This is a genomic window from Nitrospirota bacterium (assembly GCA_016178585.1).
Classification (GTDB): Bacteria; Nitrospirota; Nitrospiria; order JACQBW01; family JACQBW01; genus JACOTA01.
Genome location: JACOTA010000010.1, coordinates 1 through 22,455, shown reverse-complemented (window position 1 = coordinate 22,455; position 22,455 = coordinate 1). Strand labels below are relative to the sequence as shown.

Genomic DNA, 22,455 nt, shown 5'->3' with positions numbered 1-22,455 from the left:
TTGCCTCTAAAAATTTACCTTGTTCTCCCCTGCTTAATAAGCGAAATCAAATCCTAAAAAGAGCGCATCATTTTTCTGATCAGATCCGTCAAATGCCGTTTTCTTGTTGGTCGTTTCATTGAGTTCGCTGTGAGCCCAGATCTCACCTCGATTATGAATTACTAACGCATATCGTGCGGCAAGGGTCATTCCATTAACATCGTTATATCCATCTGAACTTATTGCCGGACCGACTACCGGGGTAATTGTAGCAACAGGTTGGGTCGTATTTTTAATCACATCATATCTTGCAAGTAGCAATAACTTTGGCGTTGCCATGTAATTGGCCTCAACAAATCCTCCCCAGAATTTTGCATCGTCTGTCGCGCCTGTAATCAGTTCTTTGGCATTCTGCCCTATCATATAAACGCCAAAAACATTGAGTTTGCTATTCAGAAAATTTCCGCTTAAGTCGAGACCATATTTTGTAACCGGTTTAGCGGCGCTTCCAACATTCGCAAGTGCAGGAGTCGTAGCAGCAGTGTTCTGGGTATCAGATACAGTGGGAATCGGCATATTCAAATAAAAGAGCCCTCCCCGATATCCTGAAGAATACCCTCCTCCGCTCATGGATTGGGTAACATGAAGATAATAGCCGGTATCATGCCCCCCCATTTGGTTGTTACTGACCAGGTTCACCGAATACCGGAAAATTCCAACGGGATCAACCCTGTGCCCCATGAGTTGTAAAACCCCTTGATGATTTCCAAAAGCAAAAGTGTCCTTATTTGCGACTGCAATAGAGGTTGAATCCCCTACCGGAAAATCGTTGCTATTATAGGGCACACCGGGAATGTAGTGGTAAATGGCATACTTTGAACTCGGTGTCAGTGACCGGTGCTCGGAAAAAGGAATATCGAGGTCGCTATAGCCGATCTTAACATTTAACATTGGAGAATCGTAGAGATTATCAAATCGAACCCAGGCCGATTCCAGCGAAAAGGTAGCCGGGCCTCCTAAGAGAGAGTTCTCACCGGTAGGAACGACTAAAAATGAGATATCCCGGTCGAGCGTCCCCGCGCTTAAAATGTCCATTCCCAGAGATCCTAGCCCGGAAGAATAGTTATCGGTACTATTCCCGGTTACAATACCCTGAACATGGTTCTGGCTGGCGTATTCATAACCAACCGTGGTTCTAAACGCAATCGGAAAATAGCCTTTATCCTGATTTGTGGGCAGATCGCTGTCAGCTCCCATCTGGTAACCATTGTCTCTGAAATTATTCCCGAAGTCGTTTAATTTCGGAAAAGCGGTGTGACACATCACACAGGACACATCATACTTTCTGGCAAAGGCTGGAATGGCCAGCGCATCCGGGACATACGTAAATGAAAACCCGCATATTCCAATTAACAAAAAAAGAAAAGAAGTGGTAAGCTTACGCATTTTACTCTCCTTTACAGAAGGTTTAGTTAAACAAAAAAACAGCCTTAAAAAAATACTATATTAAGTATATTAGCCTTTTTAAGTATAGCAGTTCTTTTTTTTGTCAACATGCCGTTTTCCACCCAAGACCAGCGATAGACTTCGCACCCACTTATTAATCATGTCATTGCGAGCACCGAAGGGTGCGTGGCAATCTTATCGTAAAGTCTTGAGATTGCTTCACTTCGCTCGCAATGACAACTTTCTATCGCTGTTCTAGGGTTTTTCCAGTGTCCTGGTTAGGGTGAGATTTCTGTTCCAATCCCCTGGTTGGTAAACACTTCCAGCAAAATGGAATGGGGGACTCGTCCGTCGATGATATGTGCCTTGGAGACGGAACGCTCCAGGCTGGTTAAACAGCTTTCAACTTTAGGCAGCATTCCCAACGTGATAATTCCCTTTTTTATCAGCTGTTTGACCTCTTTTCTGGTCAGGGTCGAGTAAAGTTCTCCTTTTGAATTGAGAATTCCTTTGACATCGGTGAGAATGAGGAGTTTTTCCGCCTTTAGCGCCCCGGCAATTTCTCCGGCAACCCAGTCGGCATTGATATTGTAAGTCACGCCGTCTTTTCCAACGCCAATAGGCGCGATAACAGGAATAAAGCGGCTTTTTTCCAAATTTTCAATGATCGTGGGATCTATTTTTTCAACCTCCCCGACTAACCCCAGATCCACAACATCTTCCCCGTTTTGATTTTTAGTATATTTTTTTGCCGTGATCAGCTGACCGTCTTTTCCGGTTAAACCAACGGCTCTTCCTCCATGGCGGTTAATGAGAGAAACGATTTCTTTGTTAATGCTCCCTCCTAAAACCATTTCCACAATATCCAGCGTCGCGATATCGGTATATCGGACGCCGTCTAAAAAACGGGGCTTCATCCCCAGTTTTTCCATCATCCGGTTGATCTGGGGTCCCCCGCCATGAACAATGACAGGGTTCATTCCGACATACTTCATCAGGACGATATCCTGGGCGAATTGCTCTTTCAAGAGGGGATCGACCATTGCCGCTCCCCCATATTTGATGACAATGGTCTTTCCATGAAACATCTTGATATAAGGCAATGCCTCGATTAATAAATTAGCTTTTTCAATTAATTTCTGCACTTATTGTCTCCAAACTCAGGGCAGGCACAGGGGCCTGCCCCTACCATTTCAATTACAGGATGTAACGGCTGAGGTCTTGATCCTTTACAATATCCGAAAGCTTTTCCCTAACATATTTAGAATTAATTTCTATCTTTTGGCCTTGAAGATCGGGCGCGTTAAAAGAAATCTCCTCAAGGAGTTTTTCAATAATCGTAAAAAGCCTTCTGGCTCCGATATTTTCTGTTCTTTCATTTACCTCAACCGCAATGGCAGCCATCTCCTCAATCCCGTCGGCGGTGAAGTCAATGGTTACATCTTCGGTATCGAGAAGCGCGCGATACTGACGAATCAGCGCATTTTTTGGCTCGGTTAAGATCCGGATAAATTCTTCTTTACCCAACGATTCCAACTCAACCCGGATCGGGAACCTTCCCTGAAGTTCTGGAATCAAGTCGGAAGGCTTTGAAATATGAAACGCCCCTGCCGCGATAAAAAGGATATGATCGGTTTTAACCAATCCATGTTTGGTATTAACCGTGGAGCCTTCAATGATAGGAAGTAGATCTCTCTGGACCCCTTCACGGGAGACATCCGGACCTCCTCCTTTTTCTTTTCCGGCGATCTTATCAATTTCATCAACAAAAATAATCCCTCCGTTCTCCGCCGTCTGAATGGCTTCACGAACGACCTCCTCATGATCAATTAACTTTTGAGCTTCATCCTGAGTTAGAAACCGGAGGGCTTCCGTGACCTTCATTTTTGTTTTCTTTTTTCTCCCCGGGAAGATATTGCCAAACATTTCTTTAAGATTGTTTTCAAGGTCTTCCATCCCCGCTCCTGAAACAATCCCTATCGGAAGATTTTTTTCCTGAGTTTCCAATTCCACGACGCGTTCATTTAACTTTCCTTCTTTGAGTTGAGTTCTCAGTTTTGACCGCGTTGCTTCATAGGTGTCACCGGGAGGCAGCGTTGTGGTTTCCCCCTTTGCTTCATTAAAAATTCCCGGAGGGTTTCTGGCCGAAGGAGGAGGGAGGAGGAGATCCAGCAAATGCTCCTGAGCCATCGTTTCTGCTTTTTCTTTAACCCGGGCAGTATGTTCTTTCTTGATCATGTTGACCGATAATTCAACCAGATCGCGAATCATCGATTCGACATCTCGTCCAACATAGCCAACCTCAGTATATTTTGAGGCCTCCACTTTTAAAAACGGGGCAGAAACCAGTTTGGCTAACCTGCGGGAGATTTCGGTTTTACCCACTCCCGTGGGTCCGATCATAATAATATTTTTTGGAAGAACTTCGTCTCGCAGGTCATCTGAAAGATTTTGGCGTCTCCACCGGTTTCTCAGAGCTATCGCAACCATCCTTTTTGCTTTTTTCTGCCCAACAATATATTTATCTAATTCCTCCACGATTTTTTTAGGGGTCAAATCTTCTATCTTAAACAATGTCATGGATTCAAATTTCCTCAATAATGATTTCCCGATTGGTGTAAATACAGATGTCACCCGCGATTTCCATCGCTTTATGAACGATTGTCTTGGGTTCCAGAGTCGAATTTTCAATTAACGCCCTTGCGGCCGCCTGCGCGTAAGGCCCCCCGGAACCAATCGCAATAATCCCGTCTTCGGGTTCAATGACGTCTCCGGTTCCGGATAAAATTAAAGAATGATCCCGGTCTGCAATGGCCAGAAGGGCTTCCAACCTCCGAAGAATACGATCGGTTCTCCAATCTTTCGCCAACTCCACGGCAGCCCGGGGGAGATTTCCCCGGTATTCCTCTAATTTCGATTCAAATCTCTCAAACAACGTAAAAGCGTCGGCCGTGGCTCCGGCAAATCCGGTCAGGACAGCATCGTTATAAATTTTCCTCACTTTTCTGGCGTTTCTTTTCATCACCGTCTGTCCCAGGGTCACCTGACCGTCCCCGGCCATCGCCACTTTTCCGTTTCTACGAACGGATAAAATCGTTGTCGACCGAATCTTTAATGGGTCCAAAATTTCATTCTTTCTCCGATTCATTTTTCTTCTTTCTTGAGCGTGGATGGGCCTCATCATAAACCTTAATCAAATGATCCATGCTTAAATGGGTGTAGCGCTGGGTCGTCGAAAGACTCGAGTGCCCTAACAACTCCTGAATAGACCGAAGATCCGCGCCGTTATTGAGCAGGTGGGTTGCAAAGCTGTGGCGAAGTCCATGAGGCGAGATTTTCATCATTTTTCCCATCTGGGAGGAATATTTTTCTACTATACGGCCTACACTCCGCGTTGTCAATCTTCCCCCGAAACGATTCAAAAATAATGGAAAATCTCCATATTTTTTTTCCAGGTTGAAACGGCTCGAATATTGCTCAATGGCTAAAATAGCCGGGGTTCCAATCGGAACGATTCTTTCTTTGTTTCCTTTACCGCGGATTTTTACAAGCCGGTCTTTCGGGTGAAAATCATCCACATTCAAGCGGACGAGTTCTTCCACCCGGATTCCCGTTGAATAAATGGTTTCAAGAATGGCTTTATCCCTTAAATTCAAAACCGTCTTTTGGTCAGGCGCTTGAACCAAATAGGCAACTTCTTCCACCGACAGGACTTTGGGAAGAACCTTTTCCTGTTTTGGGGTGGCAACCATTTTAGCGGGATTGATCTGAAGAATTCCCTCTTTTTGTAAAAAAAGGAAAAATGTCCGAATGGCCGCTAACTTTCTGGCCATGGATGACTTTTTAAGGTGTTGAGAGTGAAGGAGGGTGAGATAGCCTCTGATTGTTTTTGGATTCACCTCGCCATTCTTGATTGCGGTGATTTTTCGAGACTTTAAAAAACGATCAAATTGACTTAAATCGGACAGATAATTTCTAACCGTATGAACAGACATCCCTTTTTCATTTTTTAAGTAGTTTCTAAAATTGAGAAGTTCTGAATCCAATTTTTCAATTCCTCCAGGGCACGGTTAACGATCATCTTTTTTCGGATGTCTTTTTGTTTAACGGATGTTGCCAGCGGCGGAAAAAGGCCGAAATTGATATTCATCGGCTGAAAATGTTTCGAGTCACCACTCGTCAAATAATGAATCAACGCGCCATGCGCAGTAAAGAGGGGAGGAACGAGAAGCGGCTCCCCCCTGGATGCCCTGGCAGCATTTAAGCCCGCCAGAAGACCCATGGCAGAAGCTTCAACATAACCCTCAACTCCCGTTAACTGTCCGGCGATAAAAACTCCAGCATCCTGGTGAAGCTGTAAGGCCGGCGTTAGGAGAGATGGCGCATGAATAAACGTATTCCGATGCAGACTCCCAAAACGCAAAAATTCGGCGTTTTCCATGCCCGGAATCAGGCGGAAAATCCTTTTTTGCTCTCCATACCTGAGTTTGGTTTGAAAGCCGACCATATTATAGCAAGACGCAAACTGGTTTTCCTGCCGGAGTTGTACCACCGCATAAGGCCGTTTGCCCGTTCGAGGGTCCAAAAGGCCAACCGGTTTCATCGGACCAAATAACGGCGTTTGGATCCCTCTCTCTGCCAGAACTTCAATCGGCATGCACCCTTCAAAATAAGGAATCGCTTCAAAAGATTTCGGAATGACTTTGTCCCCTGCCATCAAAGCCTCGTAAAAGACCTGATACTCTGATTCTGTCATCGGACAATTTAAATAATCCCCTTCGCCATCATCATAACGGGAAGCTTTAAAAACAATGGAGCGGTCAATTGAATCCGCCTCCAAAATAGGAGATATGGCGTCAAAAAAATAAAGACGTTCGGATTGAGTTAATCGGCTTAAAGATTCGGCCAGGGGGGAGGAGGTGAGCGGTCCGGTTGCAATAATAACAGGCCGGTCTGCAGGAATTTCCTTAATCTCCTCCCGAAAAACCGTGATATTCGGATGGGCTTCTAACGTGTGCGTGATCTGTTTAGAAAAAAGTTCGCGGTCAACCGCTAATGCGGACCCCGCGGGAACTGAAAAACGGTCGGCGGTTTGAATGATTAAAGAGCGGAGCAGACGAAGCTCATTTTTTAAAAGACCGGGAGCTGAAAAAGGATCATTTGAACCGAGGGAATTACTGCAAACAATCTCGGCCAGGTCCCCGGTAACATGGGCGCCGTTCGTCAAACTGGGCCGGCCTTCAAAAAGGCGTACCTTTACCCCTTGCTCGGCAGCCTGCCAGGCGGCTTCTGAACCGGCCAACCCTCCGCCAATGACCGTTAGTGTCTGATCTGACATGAACTTATTTTAGGAGAAACCGGTCATCCGTGCAAGAGGAATTCCTTGAGCGGCGCAAGCCCCTATATTATACCCAGAGGACGAGGCACTTGGCATTCCCCCCCGCCTTGATAAACTCGGACAAATCAAGCGAATAAACCTCAAAACCTTCTGCTTCCAGTCTTTTGCGCGTTGAACCCGCGCCGCTTTGAAAAATAATCTTTTTTTCGAAAACAATTGCATTGGAGACAAATAGCCGGCCTTCTTCGGGCTTAAGCGGAATGAGCGTTTCCACCAGAGAAGAAAGAATTTTCCGGCTATGGGAACTAAATGCCTCCGGAACAAAAAGAGCCGTTTCAGAGTTTAATGGACAAAAACAGGTATCGAGATGATAAAACCTGGGATCAATGAGTTCAAGAGAAATGACTTCACACTGGAGGGTCTTGGAAAGAAAGACATGAGAGGAAATATCGGTTCTAAAAGGGTGCCCCGCAAATAATAATTTTCCCATCCACAAGGCATCCCCTTCCCCTTCGAAAAAAAGATGAGAGGGAATTGAAATAATTTCATATTGATGATGAAGAAACCATTCCTTAAAATAGTCCCGCTCCCGCTGACGTTCAGGAAATTTAAAATTCGAAAGAATAATTTGACGTCCCGCCACTAATCCCCCGTTTGCTGTAAAAACCAAATCAGGAAGTTGAGGCTGAGGCTCCATCAAATTCACCTTGAGTCCAAACTTTTCAGTCAGAGCTCGATAAAGAGAATTCCATTGATTTCGAGCCTTTTCCGTATCTGCCTGGTTTTTCAAGCTCATCCAGGGATTGATTTCATATTCGATTCGATAATAATCCGGCGGACACATGAGAAGGGCATTTTTGGGAGGGGGGTATTGAATTTTACTCAACGGGTAAATCCCAGGCATGTCATAGGCTGCTCAAAAATTCCAGGTGCCAGGCCGCAGCCTTAAGGGCGGCTGAGGCGTACGAAATATGTACGGTGAAGGAGACCGAAAGGCGAGAACGCAGCACATGGAAGATTTTCAGCAGCCTGTTTCATGCAGCGACGGCTTCTTCTTCATACTGACATTCCTTATTCGCACACTTCACCTTGATTCCCGCGCGGGAGACTTTTTCAACAAGATAGGGAGCCTGGCATTGAGGACAAATTTTGGGAACAGGACGGTCCCAAACCGCGAAATCACACTTGGGATAGGCGGTGCATCCATAGAACACCCTCCCTTTTTTTGATCGTCTCTGCGTGACCTCGCCGTTACACCCTTCACGAGGACATTTGACTCCAATACTTAATGCTTTTGTGGTCTTGCACTCCGGGTAATTGGAACAGGCCATAAACCGGCCGAATCTCCCCACCTTTATAATCATTGGCTGGCCGCATTTTTCACAAATCTCATTCGTCGAAACTTCCTTTTGGATGACCTTGATCTTTCCGTCAGCATCCTCCATAAAATCATGGGTATTTTTACATTCGGGATAGCCCGGACAGGCCAAGAACCGACCGTTTCTACCCCATTTTATGACCATCTTTTTTTGACATCGTTCACAGGGGATGTCCGTCGGGATTTCTTCTCTCTTGACATCTCTCATCTCTAACTGGGCTTTTTCGAGATCTTTTTCAAAAAGCTTATAAAAATCCTTCACGGTGTCGGTCCATTTTTTTCCGCCTTCTTCGACGTTATCCAGATTTTCTTCCATCTTCGCTGTAAATTCAGGATTGACCAGGTCGGGAAAAGACTCCACTAATAGACCGTTGACGATTTTCCCCAGTTCAGAAGGTTTAAGCCGGCCCTCAATCTTTTCAACGTAATCTCGATCCTGAATCGTGGAGATAATCGTCGCATAGGTGCTTGGTCTCCCAATCCCGTTCTCCTCCAATTCCTTGATTAACAGGGCCTCGTTATACCTGGGAGGCGGCTGGGTGAAGTGTTGTTTAGGTTCAAGATGATCAAGGGGCAACCTCTGACCTTCCGCAAGGTTTGGAAGCGTATGTTCTTCGTCGTCCGTTTCATTCTCTTTCTGGTCACCCTGTTTTTCCGTTCCATTTTCCTCTTTTCCTTCAGAGTACACGATGGTAAAACCTGGGAAGACGACAATGTTTCCGTTTGCCCGAAAGAGCGCGTCGCCCGCCTTAATATCGACCTTTGTCACTTCCAAAATTGCAGGCCTCATTTGGCTGGCCATAAACCGGTTCCAAATAATCTTGTAAAGAAGATATTGATCTTTAGAGAGAGAAGCTTTAATCGTCTCGGGATCATAACTTAAAGAAGTCGGACGGATTGCTTCATGCGCATCCTGCGTGTTTTTCTTGCTTTTATAGACATTCGGCTGATCAGGGAGATACTCCCTCCCATATTTTTGAGAAATCAGATCAATGGCCTCCTGCTGGGCGTCCGGGGAAATACGGATGGAATCCGTTCTCATATAGGTAATTAATCCCACCGGACCTTCCTCTCCCAGTTCAATCCCTTCATAAAGCTGTTGAGCGAGCATCATCGTCTTTTTTGGAGTAAAGCGAAGCTTACGAGAACCCTCCTGCTGCAATTTACTGGTGATAAAGGGAGGCACAGGATTCCGCTTTCTTTCCTTTTTCTCTATTTTTTCGACAACAAAATCTCTGGTCTCAAGCTGACGGAGCAGGGTTCGGGTGACTTCTTCATTCGCCAACGAAAGAGGATTATCCCCTATGGAAATCAACTTTGCCGAAAAAGGGGGTGGATTCTCGGAGGAAAGGTGTGCGGTAATCGACCAGTATTCTTCGGAAACGAATTTTAAAATTTCCGCCTCCCTTTCACAGATCATCCTCACGGCAACCGACTGAACCCTTCCTGCAGACAATCCCCGTTTGACCTTTTCCCATAAAAGAGGACTGATCGTATACCCGACAATCCGGTCGAGGACCCTTCTGGCCTGCTGGGCGTTAACCTTGTTCAGATCGATCTCTCCAGGCTCGTCCATTGCTTTTTTAATCGCTTTTTGGGTAATCTCGTTAAACAATACCCTGAATATTTTTTGGGACGATTTTTTCTTTTTACCGGATTTTTTCGACCCGCCTGAAATTTCTTCCGCAATATGCCATGCGATCGCTTCCCCTTCACGGTCAGGATCGGAAGCCAGGTAGATCTTGTCCGCTTTTTCGGCGGCTTCGAGAATTTCATCCAGAATTTTTTTCTTGCCGCGGATTACCGTATATTCCGGCTTGAAATTTTTTTTAAGATCAATCCCCAACTTGCTTTTTGGAAGGTCCCTGATATGTCCCACCGAGGCTTTAACCGTATAATTTTTTCCAAGATATTTATTAATCGTCTTTGCTTTTGAGGGAGACTCAACAATAATAAGTGATTTAGCCATGGTTTACCTTATTCATATCAGTTCTAATAAAATGGTTCCCGTCGAGCTGGCTGACCAAACCTTTTAACTCCAAATGGAGCAGCACATCGGCACACCGATGGCTTGGAAAATCGGCGTGAAAGGCAAGGTCGTCCAGGTGGACAGGCTCCATGGATAGTATATCATAAATTTTTTTCTCGTCCGGGTTCAAATCCGAAAGATCGGGATAAGAGATCGATTCCAGGATAACTTTGTGCTTCTGGAAAGGTTCGAAAAAACCGGTGTGGATCTGAAGCTTCACCTCTTCCAGGATATCAGAAATATTTTCAACGAGTTTTGCGCCCGATTTAATGAGCAAATGCGTTCCCCTGCTCAGCTCGCTATGAACGGATCCTGGAACGGCAAAGACCTCCTTCCCTGCTCTAAAGCCATAGAGGCCGTAATGAGCGACCCGCTTTTTTCCGTCGCCTCAACGACCACCACACCCAGAGATAAACCGCTGATTAGACGATTTCTTTTAGGAAAGTTTTCTGGAGAAGCCTGCATTCCCATTGGAAATTCGGTCATTACGGCTCCCTGGGCGCTAATGGCTTCTTTAAGTGGCACCGCCCCGAACGGGTAGTTCACATCGATTCCACACCCTAAAACGGCAAGGGTTCTTCCCCCCGAACTCAGAGCCGCCTGGTGGGCGATTTGATCAATTCCCAATGCAAAGCCGCTGACGACGGTCAATTGGGCTCGCGCAAGATCGGAACCCAACGCTTTGGCGATCTGTTTGCCATACAGGGTCGGTTTTCGGGTTCCCACAATCGCAATAGCCCGGGTATCTTGTTTAAATATTTCCCCCGTCATGTAAAGAAAAGGAGGAGGGTCATAAATGTTTTTTAATGGGGCCGGGTACTGGGGATGAAAATAATGGATAAAAGAGACCTGGTGGACATCGATTTTCTCCAATTCGTCGGTAACAGCCTTCTCGTTTCCCTTAAAATGAAGGATTTGATCGACCGCTTTCTCAGGCATTCCGTCCACCCCGGTCAGTTCTTTTCGCGAGGATGAAAAAACAGCTTCAGGAGAACCGATTTCATCCAGTAAACGTTTAAAAAGGACGTTACCAATTCCGCTGATGTTTTTTAATCCAATCCATTCGTACCGCTCATCATCCATCAATTTTAAACCATAGTCACGTTATAGTGTTCCAGATGCATGTTATGATCCGGCTTAATGATAATCCTCTTTTTAAAGGCCTTCTCTAAATCCTCAACCCCTTGCCGCTCCTCGTCATACATTAAATTAGCCACTGAAGGATGAGCCGTAACGATAACTTTCTTTTCGCGGGGAGAATTTCCGATCCGTTTGATTTCCCTGAAAATTTCATAACAGATCGTGGAAGCCGAACGGATATGTCCTCTCCCCTCGCAGTAATGACAGGGCTCGCAAAGTATCCTCTGGACGTCATCCCGGGTCCTCTCCCGTGAAAGTTCAATCAATCCCAGTTCCGAAATTTTCAGGATGTTAATCCTGGCTTTATCCTTGGACATCGCCTCCTGAAGGGATTGGAAAACCTTCTCTCTATTTTTTTCTTTTTCCATATCGATAAAATCAATGGTAACGATCCCCCCGATATTTCTTAACTTTAATTGATAGGCAATCTCTTTCAAAGCCTCGAGATTGGTTTTAAGGATCGTTTCCTCGAGATCTCGTTTTCCGACATATCTTCCCGTATTCACATCGATCACGGTCAACGCTTCAGTCCTGTCAAAAACCAGATATCCCCCTGACTTGAGCCAAACTTTCCGGGCAAGAGCTTTTGAAATCTCGGTTTCAATCTCATAGGCGTCAAAAATGGGCTCTTCTTTCGTGTAAAGCTCCACACGGCTTGCCAATTCTTGAAGATACATTTTGGCATAATCTTTAATTCGTTCGTATTCGGCTCTTGAATCAATCACCAGCCGATCCACTTTCTTTGTAAAAAGATCCCTGACCGTCCGGAAAATAAGGTCCAGGTCGATATGGAGTAAAGCGGGAGCGCTCATTTTCTCTTTTTTCTTCAGCATGCTTTGCCAAAGAAGCTCCAAAAATTCCATATCCGATTTAAATTCTTCTTCCGTGGTGCCTTCACTGACTGTTCGAATAATATAGCCCGTACCCGGCTTCCTAAGCCTGTAAAGCATCTCTTTTAATCTTCCTCTTTCTTCACCGCTTCCAATTCTCCTGGAGATGCCAATATGATTCACTGTCGGCATATAAACAAGGTACCGGCCTGGCAGAGAAACATACGTCGTCACTCTCGGCCCCTTTGTCCCCATCGCATCCTTAGACACCTGGACTAAAATTTCCTGGCCCTCTTTTAACAGATCTTCGATCGAGCGAGGAGACCGGCGTGATTTCGGGCGGTTTTTCAAATGCCTCGATGACCGATGTTTCGGTCTGGATTGAACCTTATTCGTTGTTGAAACCGGGGTTTCCTTTTTTGCCTCTCCCGATGAGGGATCGATCACGACTTCCTGAGGAACCGGTGCCTGGGCCACCTCAGAAACAGGAGCGGCCTCTGTTAAATTTGTTTCGTTCGGAACAGTCTGGTTTAAAGGTTCGTCCCGGATCGCCGGAGCAAGAAATGAGGTCTCGTCAAAAGCCCGGGGAGTTAAAAAATCCGTTTCAGCAGGTGTCGGGTCGTCTAAAGGGGGAACTTCGGAAGGGACTTCTTCTAAAATATTTTCCGGCTCTTCCTGAAGGTCGGCGGATTCTTCCTCGGAAAAAGGGAGAATAACCTCCTCTTCACCGTTCGTTTCTTCGCCCTCTTTGTTTCTCTCTTCCAAGAAATATTTTTCATAATCTTCAACGCCTGAGGAAACATCGGACACATACAAAAACGCCGCTTTTTCGACCCCAATATCCACAAAGGCAGCCTGCATTCCAGGCAACACCTTAACGACCTTCCCTTTATAGACATTTCCGACAATTCCTCTATCTTTTTTACGGTCTATATAAAATTCTGTCACCGTTCTGTTTTCTAAAATCGCGACGCGCGTCTCTTCATTAGTCGCGTTAATGACAATCTCAATTGACATTTTTTTCTCCTACAAGGCAAATAAGTCCTCCTCTCCAAAGATAAAAGGATTTTTGCTTTGTTCTTAAGATAAATATATAGAAGGGTCGGAACGTAAATTCCGTGAAACCTTCCGCTTAAAATTAATAAAACAACATAAATCTTCGGATTTTAACATTCATCAGTAAACCCAACGCCGCCATTGTCGTCACCATTGCGGTCCCTCCGTAACTCATTAAAGGAAGAGGCACCCCGACAACCGGCATCATTCCCAGGGTCATCCCGATGTTGACGATTAAATTAAAACCTATCATCCCAACAATCCCCGCGGCCAGAAACGTTCCTAAAGAGTCTTTCGCCTTGAAAGCGACATCTATTCCCCAAAGGAGCAGGAGACCGAATAAAACTAATAAAACGATAATTCCAATAAATCCCCATTCTTCAGCGAAAACAGCAAAAATAAAATCGGTATGACCCTCTGGCAGAAATTTGAGCTGACTCTGGGTGCCTCCCAACAAACCATTGCCAAAAATGCCCCCCGACCCAATGGCGATTTTGGATTGAATAATATGGTACCCGGTGCCCGACGGGTCGACGGTTGGATTAATAAAGGTCAAAAGGCGATCTTTCTGGTAGCTCTTTAAATGATGCCAGAAAAAATTCCATAAAAAAGGAAGAAGCATCAAAAAGATGAGACCAATAAAGACGAGCGACCGGGAACGAAGTCCAACGAGAAACATCATTGAAATAAAGATAAAGGTCATGGAGAGTCCCGTTCCTAAATCAGGCTGTTTTAAAACCAAAAAAAACGGAATTCCCAGCAAAACGACAGGAAAAATCAATTGAGTCATTCTAAACCCGCTCCCCTGGGCGTTTTCAGAAAAATATTTCGCCAGCACAAGAAGAATCCCTAATTTAGAGAACTCTGACGGCTGAAATGAAATGAAACCAAAGGAAAGCCACCTTTGAGCCCCCAGCCCGACCTTCCCCACGAACATCACCAGCAAAAGAAGGATCACGACAACCGCATAAACGAGATAGGCGTATCTGGAAATGGTGTGGTAATCAATGACAACCGCAATAAAAAAAACAATCATTGAAATCATGATCCAGTAAATTTGTTTCACGTACAACATCGATTTCATCTGTTCCTTATATGCCGAGACACTATAAATCGATAAAACACTGACACATAAAATAGAAAAAACAATCAGGAGAAATTTCCAGTCAAATTTGGTGATGAGGCGTCTATCAAACATTTTAGTCCTCCCCGCCTTCGGGAATCCGGCTCTGTGACCGTCCGTCCAAAGTCACTCTGTCGGAAGGCCCGGAGGGGTTCCTGTCCGGTTTTTTAACTAAATAAGCTTCTAAAACTTTTTTAGCCACCGGCGCCGCGGCAGATCCACCATGTCCGCCATGTTCTACGAGCACGGCAACCACGATTTTTGGGTCCTGATAAGGCGCGAACGCCACAAACCAGGCATGATCCTGCAGAAATTTTGGCAACATTTTGGAATTTAGATTGCCTCCCGCCCCGGCTTTCGCGGCAATCACCTGTGCGGTGCCCGTTTTCCCGGCCGTTTCAAAATATTCCGACCGGGCGGTCCCAGCGGTTCCATGAGGCTCCTGCACCACACCTCTTAACGCCTCACGAACGACGTCCAAAGTTCTCTTTGAAATCTGATGGGTGTCCAGCAAAACGGGTGGAAAAACAATCGGTTGATCGGTTTCCTGGCCGGAAACGGCGCGAAGAAGCCTGGGCTTATACCGGTATCCTCCGTTCGCCACCTGGGTCATCATATAGGCCGCTTGAAGGGGCGTAAAGTTGACATAGCCCTGGCCAATCGAAACCGAAAGTGTTTCGCCGGGAAACCAGCGCTCTCTCCGGGTTTTTAATTTCCATTCAGAAGAGGGAATAATTCCCTCCTTTTCCGAGGGAAGATCAATTCCTGTCGCGCGTCCCAGCCCGAATTTATGAGCCTGTTCAGCAATCAGGTCCACCCCAAGCTGGTCGCCCAGCTTATAATAGTAAACGTCACAACTCTCCACAATTGACCGGTGAAGATCAACAGCCCCGTGGCCCCCTTTTTTCCAGTCCCTAAAGACTCTCTTTCCGAACGGGAAAACCCCGTGGCAATCAATTTGTTTTGAGGGATCGATCTCGTGCGCTTCAAGAGCCGTGATTGCCAGTAAAACCTTGAAAACTGACCCTGGCGGATAGGTTCCCTGAATCGCTCTGTTGTTTAATGGCTTAAAAGGGTCCTTGATCAGGGTATCCCAATCGTTTTGGCGGATCCGCCCTGAAAGATTTTGAGGGTCAAATCCAGGATGGCTGGTCATAGCCAAAATATCCCCGGTCCCGGGATCCATCGCGACGACAGCTCCGGCTTCATCGCCAAGGGCTTCTTCGGCCGATTTTTGGGTATCCAGGTCGATCGTCAGATAAAGGTCCTTGCTTCCCTCCGGTTCCTTGATATTTAAAATTTTAATTTCATGCCCCAAAGCATCAACTTCAATCCCTTTTTCTCCAGGTTCTCCGCGAATAAATTGGTCATATTTTTTTTCAATTCCGTATTGACCGATTAAGGTGCCTTGCGGAAGGTTTTCATAATCTGGAGAATCCATCTGTTTTTCATTGATCTCGCTGACGTAACCCAGTACATGGGCGGCTAATTTTCCGTATACATAGTTTCTCTGATATTCCACCTCAATCTTCAAACCCGCAAGTTCTAGCTGGTCCTCTTCAAACAGGGCCACTTCCCTCAGGGTAAGACCGTCTTTAATCTTAACCGGCAAATAAGGAGAAAACTGGCGTTGAGATACTTTTTTCTCAATCTCTTCAACCGTAAACCCTAAAACTTCGCTAATTTTATGAATGACGTAATCCCGACTCTTCACGTCTTCGGGAATTAAATAGAGTGTAAATCCAGGCACATTATTAATTAAAATATTCCCATTTCGATCGAAAACTTTACCGCGTCTGGGCTGAATAAACACCTCTCTCACCCGATTATTTTCAGACTGTTCGTGGTAAAAGCTCCCGGCGGTAATCTGAAGCGACCAGGATCGGAATAAAATGCTTCCGAATCCAAAACCCAGGACAATCAATAAAAAAACAATTCTCCGTTGTATTTTTTTAAGATTTTCTTGAGGTAAAGAAGGATATTCTTTCAAGCGCCCCTGTCTCACTAAAAAACTCTTTATTTTTTAAAAATTTCATCAAAATCCAAAATAAAAACGATCCTAAAAATGCGTCATAGACTCCCTTGGGAAAAAAAATAGCCTTCCAGGGATAAGGGATGGAACTCCCTGTCAAAGACAAATTTAGAAAAGTAAAAATTAAAAAACTATGGAATAAAGAAAAAATAAATAAAACAATGGAATTAAAAAACAACCTTAAATTCAATAACGTTTTTCTAATCATTCCTGCGGTCAATCCCAGAAGAATTCCGCTTTCCATCTGAACCAACCCTGTTCCGCCCGATAAACCATCCGAAATCAATCCGACAATTCCTCCAACAAGAGCTCCAAAGGCGTTTCCAAATAAAAGCCCGGTAAAATAAATGACCAGAAAACCTAAATCCGGTTTGATGTCGCCAATAGAAAAGTAGTCTGCCATTAATCCCTGCAACGGAATCGTAATCATTAAGATTAAGGCATAAATCCAAACCTTCATTTCTTATTTTTCCCCTTGAACAGAAGTCTCATCCGGGGAAGAAGTGATGACCATGACCTCTTCCAATCGCGAAAAATTAACGGCTGGGGCCACTTCCACCGACAAAAATGGACCCGCATAGACAAAGTCTTTTGATTTTCTTCTGTCCAATTCTGTTTTTTGGTCAATTTTAACAACGCTTCCGATTTTCAAGCCTTTCGGAAAAGTCGGGGTCAGACCCGAAGTCAATACGGGATCTCCAACCTCAAGTTTTAGATCTAAAGACAAATACTTGATTCTCGCAAGGCCATGCGTGGTCCCCTCTAAAATTCCCTCGTCCCGGCTTCGGCTGATTAAAACAGGAACGGCGCTGTTACGGTCTGTAATCAAAAGGACCACCGAGCTCTTTGCGCCCGATTTCAAGACGCGCCCGACGATACCGGAGAAGGTAATGACCCCCATGCCGGGAAGGACACCGGCATCGGTTCCTTTATTAATCGTCAAGGATTGGTACCAGTTTGACGGGTCCCGCATGATGACTTGAGCGGCTGTGAGCTTCAGGGGAACAGGAAGGGCAATCTCAAGAAGTTGTTTTAAACGGAGGTTTTCTTTCTGACTTTCTTTGAGTTGAAGGTTTTCACCTTTTAAAACCTCAACCTCGGACTGGAGACGAGTGTATCTGTTTTGGGTATCGACAAGGTCAATATAATGGGTCCAGACCTTTGAAATCCCGTGAATAATCGTATTTCCGGTTAATTCGATCAGATAACCAATAGATAAGATCGGATTTTGAAAATAGGAAGGAACAGCCTTCCTTATATCCAGGGAAACCCCGATCACCAGGATCAGAAGAATGGAAATTGAAAGGAAAAGTTTTTTATAAAAACGATTGCTTCGTTGAAAACGGAAAATGCTCATAGGCCCGTAAAAGGGAGCCACAAAAACAAGGGAGCGAAATTAAACTGGTCTCTCTATTGAGCCATGATTGAGACTTTTCTCAAGAGTTCGAGTGAATCCAACGCTGTGCCTGTTCCTAACACGACAGTCGTAAGAGGATTGTCCACCGTGATAATGGGAAGATTGGTTTCCTCCCGCAATCGAATGTCCATTCCCCTTAGGAGAGATCCCCCTCCCGTTAGAACAATTCCCCGATCAATAATATCTCCAGATAGTTCAGGAGGCGTGTTCTCTAAAGCCAATTTAATGGCATTCACGATCGCACTAATCGGTTCAGCTAAGGCTTCTCTCACCTCCGCATCATCAATGACAAGTGTCTTTGGTATCCCTGAAATTAAATCCCTTCCTTTAATAGAAAAAGTCTTTCGTTCATCCGGAGGATAGGCTGAGCCTATCTCAAATTTTATCAATTCAGCCATATGATCTCCGATGAGCAGGTTATATTTCCTTTTAATATAATTAACAATTGCGTCATCCATTTTGTCGCCGCCGACCTTCACTGATTCGCTGTAAACAATGCCCGCGAGGGAAATGACCGCAACATCCGTCGTTCCGCCGCCAATATCCACAACCATATTTCCAGCAGGCTCCTCAATCGGAAGACCTGCCCCAATCGCCGCCGCAATCGGCTCTTCGATCAGATACACTTCCCTTGCTCCAGCCAATTCGGCAGAATCTTTCACGGCCCTTTGTTCCACCTGAGTGATTTTCGAAGGCACGCAAATAATGATTCTTGGACGAACGAAAGTGCTTCGGTTATGCGCCTTTGTAATAAAATGCTTCAACATTTTTTCGGCAATCTCAAAATCCGCAATCACCCCGTCTTTCATCGGTCGAATTGCGACGATATTTCCCGGCGTTCTTCCCAGCATTTTCTTGGCTTCCGCGCCCACAGCTAACACTCTTCCGCTTTTTTTCTCAATGGCAACAACGGAAGGTTCATTGATCACGATTCCCTTCCCTTTTAAATAGACCAGGGTATTTGCGGTTCCAAGATCAATCGCCAAATCATTAGAAAACATCCCTAACAAACTACTTGTTAAACCCACGCGCACTCCCCGTACAAAGAATTAAAGATTTTTAATTTCAAAACTCTCGCTGTCAAGGACCTGAGTTTTCGCCAGCTCATCGCCGATTCTTAAACCTTTTTCATTTCCTATCATTAATAATAGCTCAAATCCGATAATCAGGAAGAAAAAAATCCACCCGAGGTAAGGAATAAATAAAAACAAATACCCGATCAATAAGGGAAAATTACGGATGATGGATTCTCGAAATGAAGCGTTTTTATTTTTATGCGGCACAAACGTTTGAAGACCCACCAATAACTTCCCAATACTTTTCCCGTGAAACAAACCGTCCGCAATTAAAAGATAGGTAATACTTAAATAGATTCCTGTCGGCGGGAAAATCTGCCTAAAAATAGCCAAAATTAAAAAATCTACCCCTTTGGCTATAACCCGATGAAGAATAACCGCTTTCGGAAAGACTGCCTCCAATGCGGATGTCTGATCGACATAAACTCCCATTTTTCTTTGTTCTGCGCCCTGATTAAATAAACAAGTATATTTAATATGCCACGCTGAATTCTATAAGAATAAGGGAGATGTTTCAACAAAATTATTATTCAAGTCTTGTTAATTTAAAGAATCTGTTTTAAAATATAACTGCTATTTAGAAAAAAAGCAAACTTATGAAAGGACAGGGAAAGGCCTATGTTGAAGGTTTTAAGAGAGAGCGCTATTGAAAACCCATGGTTTTACCGCATTATCATGCTGATGATTGCAATCGCATTTGTAATCACGATGGGATGGGGGTTTGGAACCTCCAAATCAAATAAAAAAGATTATGTGGCAAAAGTGAACGGCGAACCTATTACCACGGAAGAGTTTCAGGATTCTTATCGTACGACAGTCGCTTTTTATAAGTCCATGATGAAAGACAAATTTAACGAAGACACTTTAAAACAAATGAACCTGAAAAAAAACGTGGTCAATAGTCTCATTGAGAAAAAACTCTGGCAAATGGCCGCAAAGGAAATGGGTATCACGATTTCCGACGAAGAGGTCCGGTCTCTTTTAAAGAATAACGAGCTTTTTCAAAAAAATAAGGTATTCGATGAAGCCACTTATCGACAAGTCTTGGCCTATAATCATCTCAAACCGGCTCTGTTTGAAGAGAGTCAACGGAAAGAGCTCCTTTATGAAAAAATCCGTTCAACCATCCGGGACTCCGTAACCTTGAGTCCTCTGGAAGAAGCGGTCAATTCGACCTCTCCTGAAGAAATTGAGCGTGTCACAAAAGATAAATTGAATCAAAAACGGGAAAAAGCGGTTCAAAGCTTTTTAGTAAACCTGAAAGCAAAAGCTGAGATTGAAATAAAAAACGAACATCTGGAAGGTTAACTTTTTCAAATCCGCAGGCTCTCTCACAACAACATGGACTTCAAACTCCTTCTCACGGAGGAGCTTCGCAAGCCGGTTTCCGATGAAACAGGTTAGTCCGGTCAGAAAATATTTTAATGGAGGAAATCAGCCTGGCTTTGGCGGTGCGCTTTCATCATACAGCGGTTCATGACGACTTCAAGCCCCGCTTTTTCTGCCCGCGCCGCCGCTTCCGGGTGGACAATTTCCTCCTGCATCCAGATCACTTTCGCGCCAATGGCAATAGCTTCTTCTACAATTCCCGGCACCTCCCCGGAAGGCCTGAAAATATTGACGATGTCAACTTTTTCAGGAATCTCTCGTAAGCTGGAATAGACCTTCTGTCCTAAAATATCCCCCTTTGCCGAAGGATTGATTCCTATGATGGTATATCCCTGTTCTTTCAGGTATTTAGGGACAAAATGGGCCGGTTTCTCTGAATTGGTGGAAAGCCCTACCACAGCAATGGTCTTATACTTTTGCAAAATTTTCTGCTCCTTTGACTGATCCATACCTTATCCTCCATTTTCTTTAAAAAGTGGTGACGTCAAGAATTATGGCCGCCAGTAAGCGACGATATCCCATAAAATAGTTTCTCTACAAGATATTCCGCTTTTTTTCCTCAAACTCCTCTTTTTGGATTTCCCCACGGGCATACCGTTTCTTCAAAATCTCCAGGGCTGACTCTTCTGATTTTCTGACTTCTCCACCACTGCTTTTTTGCACAGCCCAGACCACTAACAGGATTCCCCCCGCAATCACCAGGATCCAAAAAACCGTGCCGAACAACATCCAGAGCCCCATGCCTCCACCCATTATGCCGTCATACATCATTGTTTCGCCCCCCTCTCGTCCGATGGAACCTATTACATTCCTGATATTATACAGATTAACCTCCTGGCCAATCCATAATGTTTTAGGGTTTTTCTTTATTCGCAAGTCATATTGGAAGCCAACCTCTCTTTTAAAAGAAGCGAAAAGGTATGATCCAGCGCCTTCCGGTTAGAACGTCATGACCTGTTTGCTTTCTTTGACCCAGCGGGCCAGATCTGCCATGACCCCGATCACAACCCCGTGGATCAGATTTTCGGTCTTAAGCCCCCTGACCTTGCAGCAGGTCCCGCAGGCCTGTACATCAACCCCCTTGGCGATGAGCTGTTCCAGCATCTTGCCGAGATTATAATACCCCGCTGGAACTTCCTGGCCCAGCTTGGCCATCCCCACGCCATCCCCCAGCAGGAAAATATTGAGCCGGGTTTCCTCCGCGGTCATAAGCGCCTGGGCCAAACGAAGAGCATTCCAGGGTTTTTCGGTTCCGTAAGGGGTGTCTTGAATGATTAATGTTATCATGTCCATGGATCTATCTCCTTTCTTTGCTTTCACGCGCAGCCCGGTTAGGGGCCAGATCAAATTTCTCAGACCCCGGTTTGTCCCCGGCCAGTCGTAGCCTGCCGGTCGCCCCGACCAAGGGGGTAGCTTCCGGTTTTTCCCACAAAAGGGAGCATTAGCATCCAGGGAAGGGTGAGCCGGTCGGGATTCCTGAACTGATCGAGCCCTATGGTCATCCCCACCTGTCCTTTTTCAGGATCCGTCCGGTATGTTCCCAGGAGCCTGTCCCACCACGGGAGATTAAACCCAAAGTTGCTGTTGGTTTCTTCGCGAATAATGGAATGGTGAATCCGGTGCATGTCGGGAGTCACGACGACCCATCGCAGGACAAGATCCAGCCCCTTCGGCATACGGACATTGCTATGGTTGAACATGGCGGTGCCATTGAGCAGAACCTCAAAGAGGAGTACGGCCAGGGGCGGGGCGCCGATCAGGATCACAGCGGCCAGTTTGATAGACATGGACAGAATAATCTCCACCGGATGAAATCGGGCGCCGGTGGTAACATCTACATCCAGGTCGGCGTGATGCATCATATGAATCCGCCACAGGAAGGGGACTGCATGGAACATCACATGCTGAAGATACAGCACGAGATCCAGGATGACCACCGCTGCAATCCCGGACATCCATTCAGACCACCCCAGAAGATGAAGTACGCCCCAGCCTTTCTGATTAACGATGACAGCCAACCCAACCGCCTGGATAGAGAAAAGAAAGCGGACAACGAAAGTATTCAGAAAGACGATACTCAAATTTGAAAACCAGCGCTGCGTCTTCGAGGTGGTCAGCGGGCGGCACGGCGCCAGGACTTCCCAGAGGGCCAACAAGATAAAGGTGCTCAAGAAACCCGTCAGCCGGACAAGCGGTTCATTTGGCATTTTTGGCCTCCCCGG

General features: G+C 45.4%; 22 protein-coding genes. 1 reads left to right on the top strand and 21 read right to left on the bottom strand.

Annotation, left to right across the window (positions count from 1 at the left end):
- Positions 1 to 33: 33 nt before the first annotated feature.
- The 17 genes from HYR79_01235 to HYR79_01155 form a co-directional block, all read right to left on the bottom strand.
- Entirely contained in the window at positions 34 to 1,425 is a 1,392-nt protein-coding gene (locus tag HYR79_01235; GenBank protein MBI1820311.1) for a hypothetical protein, read from the bottom strand.
- Between the two features lie 278 nt (positions 1,426 to 1,703).
- Complete coding sequence (gene argB / locus HYR79_01230) at positions 1,704 to 2,570, bottom strand: acetylglutamate kinase (GenBank protein ID MBI1820310.1); 867 nt, start codon at positions 2,568 to 2,570, stop codon at positions 1,704 to 1,706.
- Between the two features lie 52 nt (positions 2,571 to 2,622).
- Entirely contained in the window at positions 2,623 to 4,005 is a 1,383-nt protein-coding gene (gene hslU / locus HYR79_01225) for an ATP-dependent protease ATPase subunit HslU (protein MBI1820309.1), read from the bottom strand.
- Positions 4,006 to 4,009: 4 nt separating this feature from the next.
- The gene (gene hslV, locus HYR79_01220; protein MBI1820308.1) at positions 4,010 to 4,573 is read right to left on the bottom strand and encodes an ATP-dependent protease subunit HslV; all 564 of its coding nucleotides are present in this window, start codon (positions 4,571 to 4,573) and stop codon (positions 4,010 to 4,012) included.
- Entirely contained in the window at positions 4,554 to 5,471 is a 918-nt protein-coding gene (xerC, locus tag HYR79_01215) for a tyrosine recombinase XerC (protein ID MBI1820307.1), read from the bottom strand. Before xerC ends, hslV begins: the two co-directional genes overlap by 20 nt.
- Positions 5,435 to 6,763, bottom strand: coding sequence for a methylenetetrahydrofolate--tRNA-(uracil(54)-C(5))-methyltransferase (FADH(2)-oxidizing) TrmFO (trmFO, locus tag HYR79_01210; protein ID MBI1820306.1), 1,329 nt, complete (start codon positions 6,761 to 6,763; stop codon positions 5,435 to 5,437). Before trmFO ends, xerC begins: the two co-directional genes overlap by 37 nt.
- 67 nt (positions 6,764 to 6,830) lie before the next feature.
- Positions 6,831 to 7,667, bottom strand: a complete 837-nt coding sequence (locus tag HYR79_01205; GenBank protein MBI1820305.1) for an amidinotransferase — start codon at positions 7,665 to 7,667, stop codon at positions 6,831 to 6,833.
- Between the two features lie 130 nt (positions 7,668 to 7,797).
- Complete coding sequence (gene topA, locus HYR79_01200) at positions 7,798 to 10,110, bottom strand: type I DNA topoisomerase (GenBank protein ID MBI1820304.1); 2,313 nt, start codon at positions 10,108 to 10,110, stop codon at positions 7,798 to 7,800.
- Positions 10,103 to 10,447, bottom strand: a complete 345-nt coding sequence (locus HYR79_01195) for a hypothetical protein (GenBank protein MBI1820303.1) — start codon at positions 10,445 to 10,447, stop codon at positions 10,103 to 10,105. Before HYR79_01195 ends, topA begins: the two co-directional genes overlap by 8 nt.
- A gap of 14 nt (positions 10,448 to 10,461) precedes the next feature.
- Complete coding sequence (gene dprA / locus HYR79_01190; GenBank protein MBI1820302.1) at positions 10,462 to 11,253, bottom strand: DNA-protecting protein DprA; 792 nt, start codon at positions 11,251 to 11,253, stop codon at positions 10,462 to 10,464.
- A gap of 5 nt (positions 11,254 to 11,258) precedes the next feature.
- On the bottom strand, positions 11,259 to 13,157 hold the full coding sequence (locus tag HYR79_01185) for an Rne/Rng family ribonuclease (protein ID MBI1820301.1): 1,899 nt from the start codon (positions 13,155 to 13,157) through the stop codon (positions 11,259 to 11,261).
- A 121-nt stretch (positions 13,158 to 13,278) separates the two neighbouring features.
- Positions 13,279 to 14,394: a rod shape-determining protein RodA gene (gene rodA / locus HYR79_01180; protein ID MBI1820300.1), complete on the bottom strand. Its 1,116-nt coding sequence runs from the start codon at positions 14,392 to 14,394 to the stop codon at positions 13,279 to 13,281.
- Between the two features lies 1 nt (position 14,395).
- Entirely contained in the window at positions 14,396 to 16,309 is a 1,914-nt protein-coding gene (gene mrdA, locus HYR79_01175; protein MBI1820299.1) for a penicillin-binding protein 2, read from the bottom strand.
- Positions 16,272 to 16,811: a hypothetical protein gene (locus HYR79_01170; protein ID MBI1820298.1), complete on the bottom strand. Its 540-nt coding sequence runs from the start codon at positions 16,809 to 16,811 to the stop codon at positions 16,272 to 16,274. Before HYR79_01170 ends, mrdA begins: the two co-directional genes overlap by 38 nt.
- 3 nt (positions 16,812 to 16,814) lie before the next feature.
- Positions 16,815 to 17,708: a rod shape-determining protein MreC gene (gene mreC / locus HYR79_01165; protein ID MBI1820297.1), complete on the bottom strand. Its 894-nt coding sequence runs from the start codon at positions 17,706 to 17,708 to the stop codon at positions 16,815 to 16,817.
- Between the two features lie 53 nt (positions 17,709 to 17,761).
- Positions 17,762 to 18,769 carry a rod shape-determining protein gene (locus tag HYR79_01160; GenBank protein MBI1820296.1) on the bottom strand — a complete coding sequence of 336 codons (1,008 nt, stop codon included), beginning with the start codon at positions 18,767 to 18,769 and terminating at the stop codon, positions 17,762 to 17,764.
- 48 nt (positions 18,770 to 18,817) lie between these two features.
- On the bottom strand, positions 18,818 to 19,276 hold the full coding sequence (locus HYR79_01155; GenBank protein MBI1820295.1) for an RDD family protein: 459 nt from the start codon (positions 19,274 to 19,276) through the stop codon (positions 18,818 to 18,820).
- Positions 19,277 to 19,462: 186 nt separating this feature from the next.
- Here HYR79_01155 and HYR79_01150 point away from each other — a divergent pair, with 186 nt between their 5' ends.
- The gene (locus tag HYR79_01150) at positions 19,463 to 20,152 is read left to right on the top strand and encodes a SurA N-terminal domain-containing protein (protein MBI1820294.1); all 690 of its coding nucleotides are present in this window, start codon (positions 19,463 to 19,465) and stop codon (positions 20,150 to 20,152) included.
- A gap of 113 nt (positions 20,153 to 20,265) precedes the next feature.
- Here the strand turns inward: HYR79_01150 and HYR79_01145 are convergent, their stop codons facing one another.
- From HYR79_01145 to HYR79_01130, 4 genes are all read right to left on the bottom strand, one after another.
- A complete protein-coding gene (locus HYR79_01145; protein MBI1820293.1) occupies positions 20,266 to 20,682 on the bottom strand; it encodes a CoA-binding protein in 417 nt (138 codons plus the stop codon).
- An 85-nt stretch (positions 20,683 to 20,767) separates the two neighbouring features.
- Entirely contained in the window at positions 20,768 to 21,004 is a 237-nt protein-coding gene (locus tag HYR79_01140; GenBank protein ID MBI1820292.1) for an SHOCT domain-containing protein, read from the bottom strand.
- 168 nt (positions 21,005 to 21,172) lie between these two features.
- Positions 21,173 to 21,526, bottom strand: a complete 354-nt coding sequence (locus tag HYR79_01135) for a DsrE family protein (GenBank protein ID MBI1820291.1) — start codon at positions 21,524 to 21,526, stop codon at positions 21,173 to 21,175.
- Positions 21,527 to 21,585: 59 nt separating this feature from the next.
- Positions 21,586 to 22,440 carry a sterol desaturase family protein gene (locus tag HYR79_01130; protein ID MBI1820290.1) on the bottom strand — a complete coding sequence of 285 codons (855 nt, stop codon included), beginning with the start codon at positions 22,438 to 22,440 and terminating at the stop codon, positions 21,586 to 21,588.
- Positions 22,441 to 22,455 lie beyond the last annotated feature (15 nt).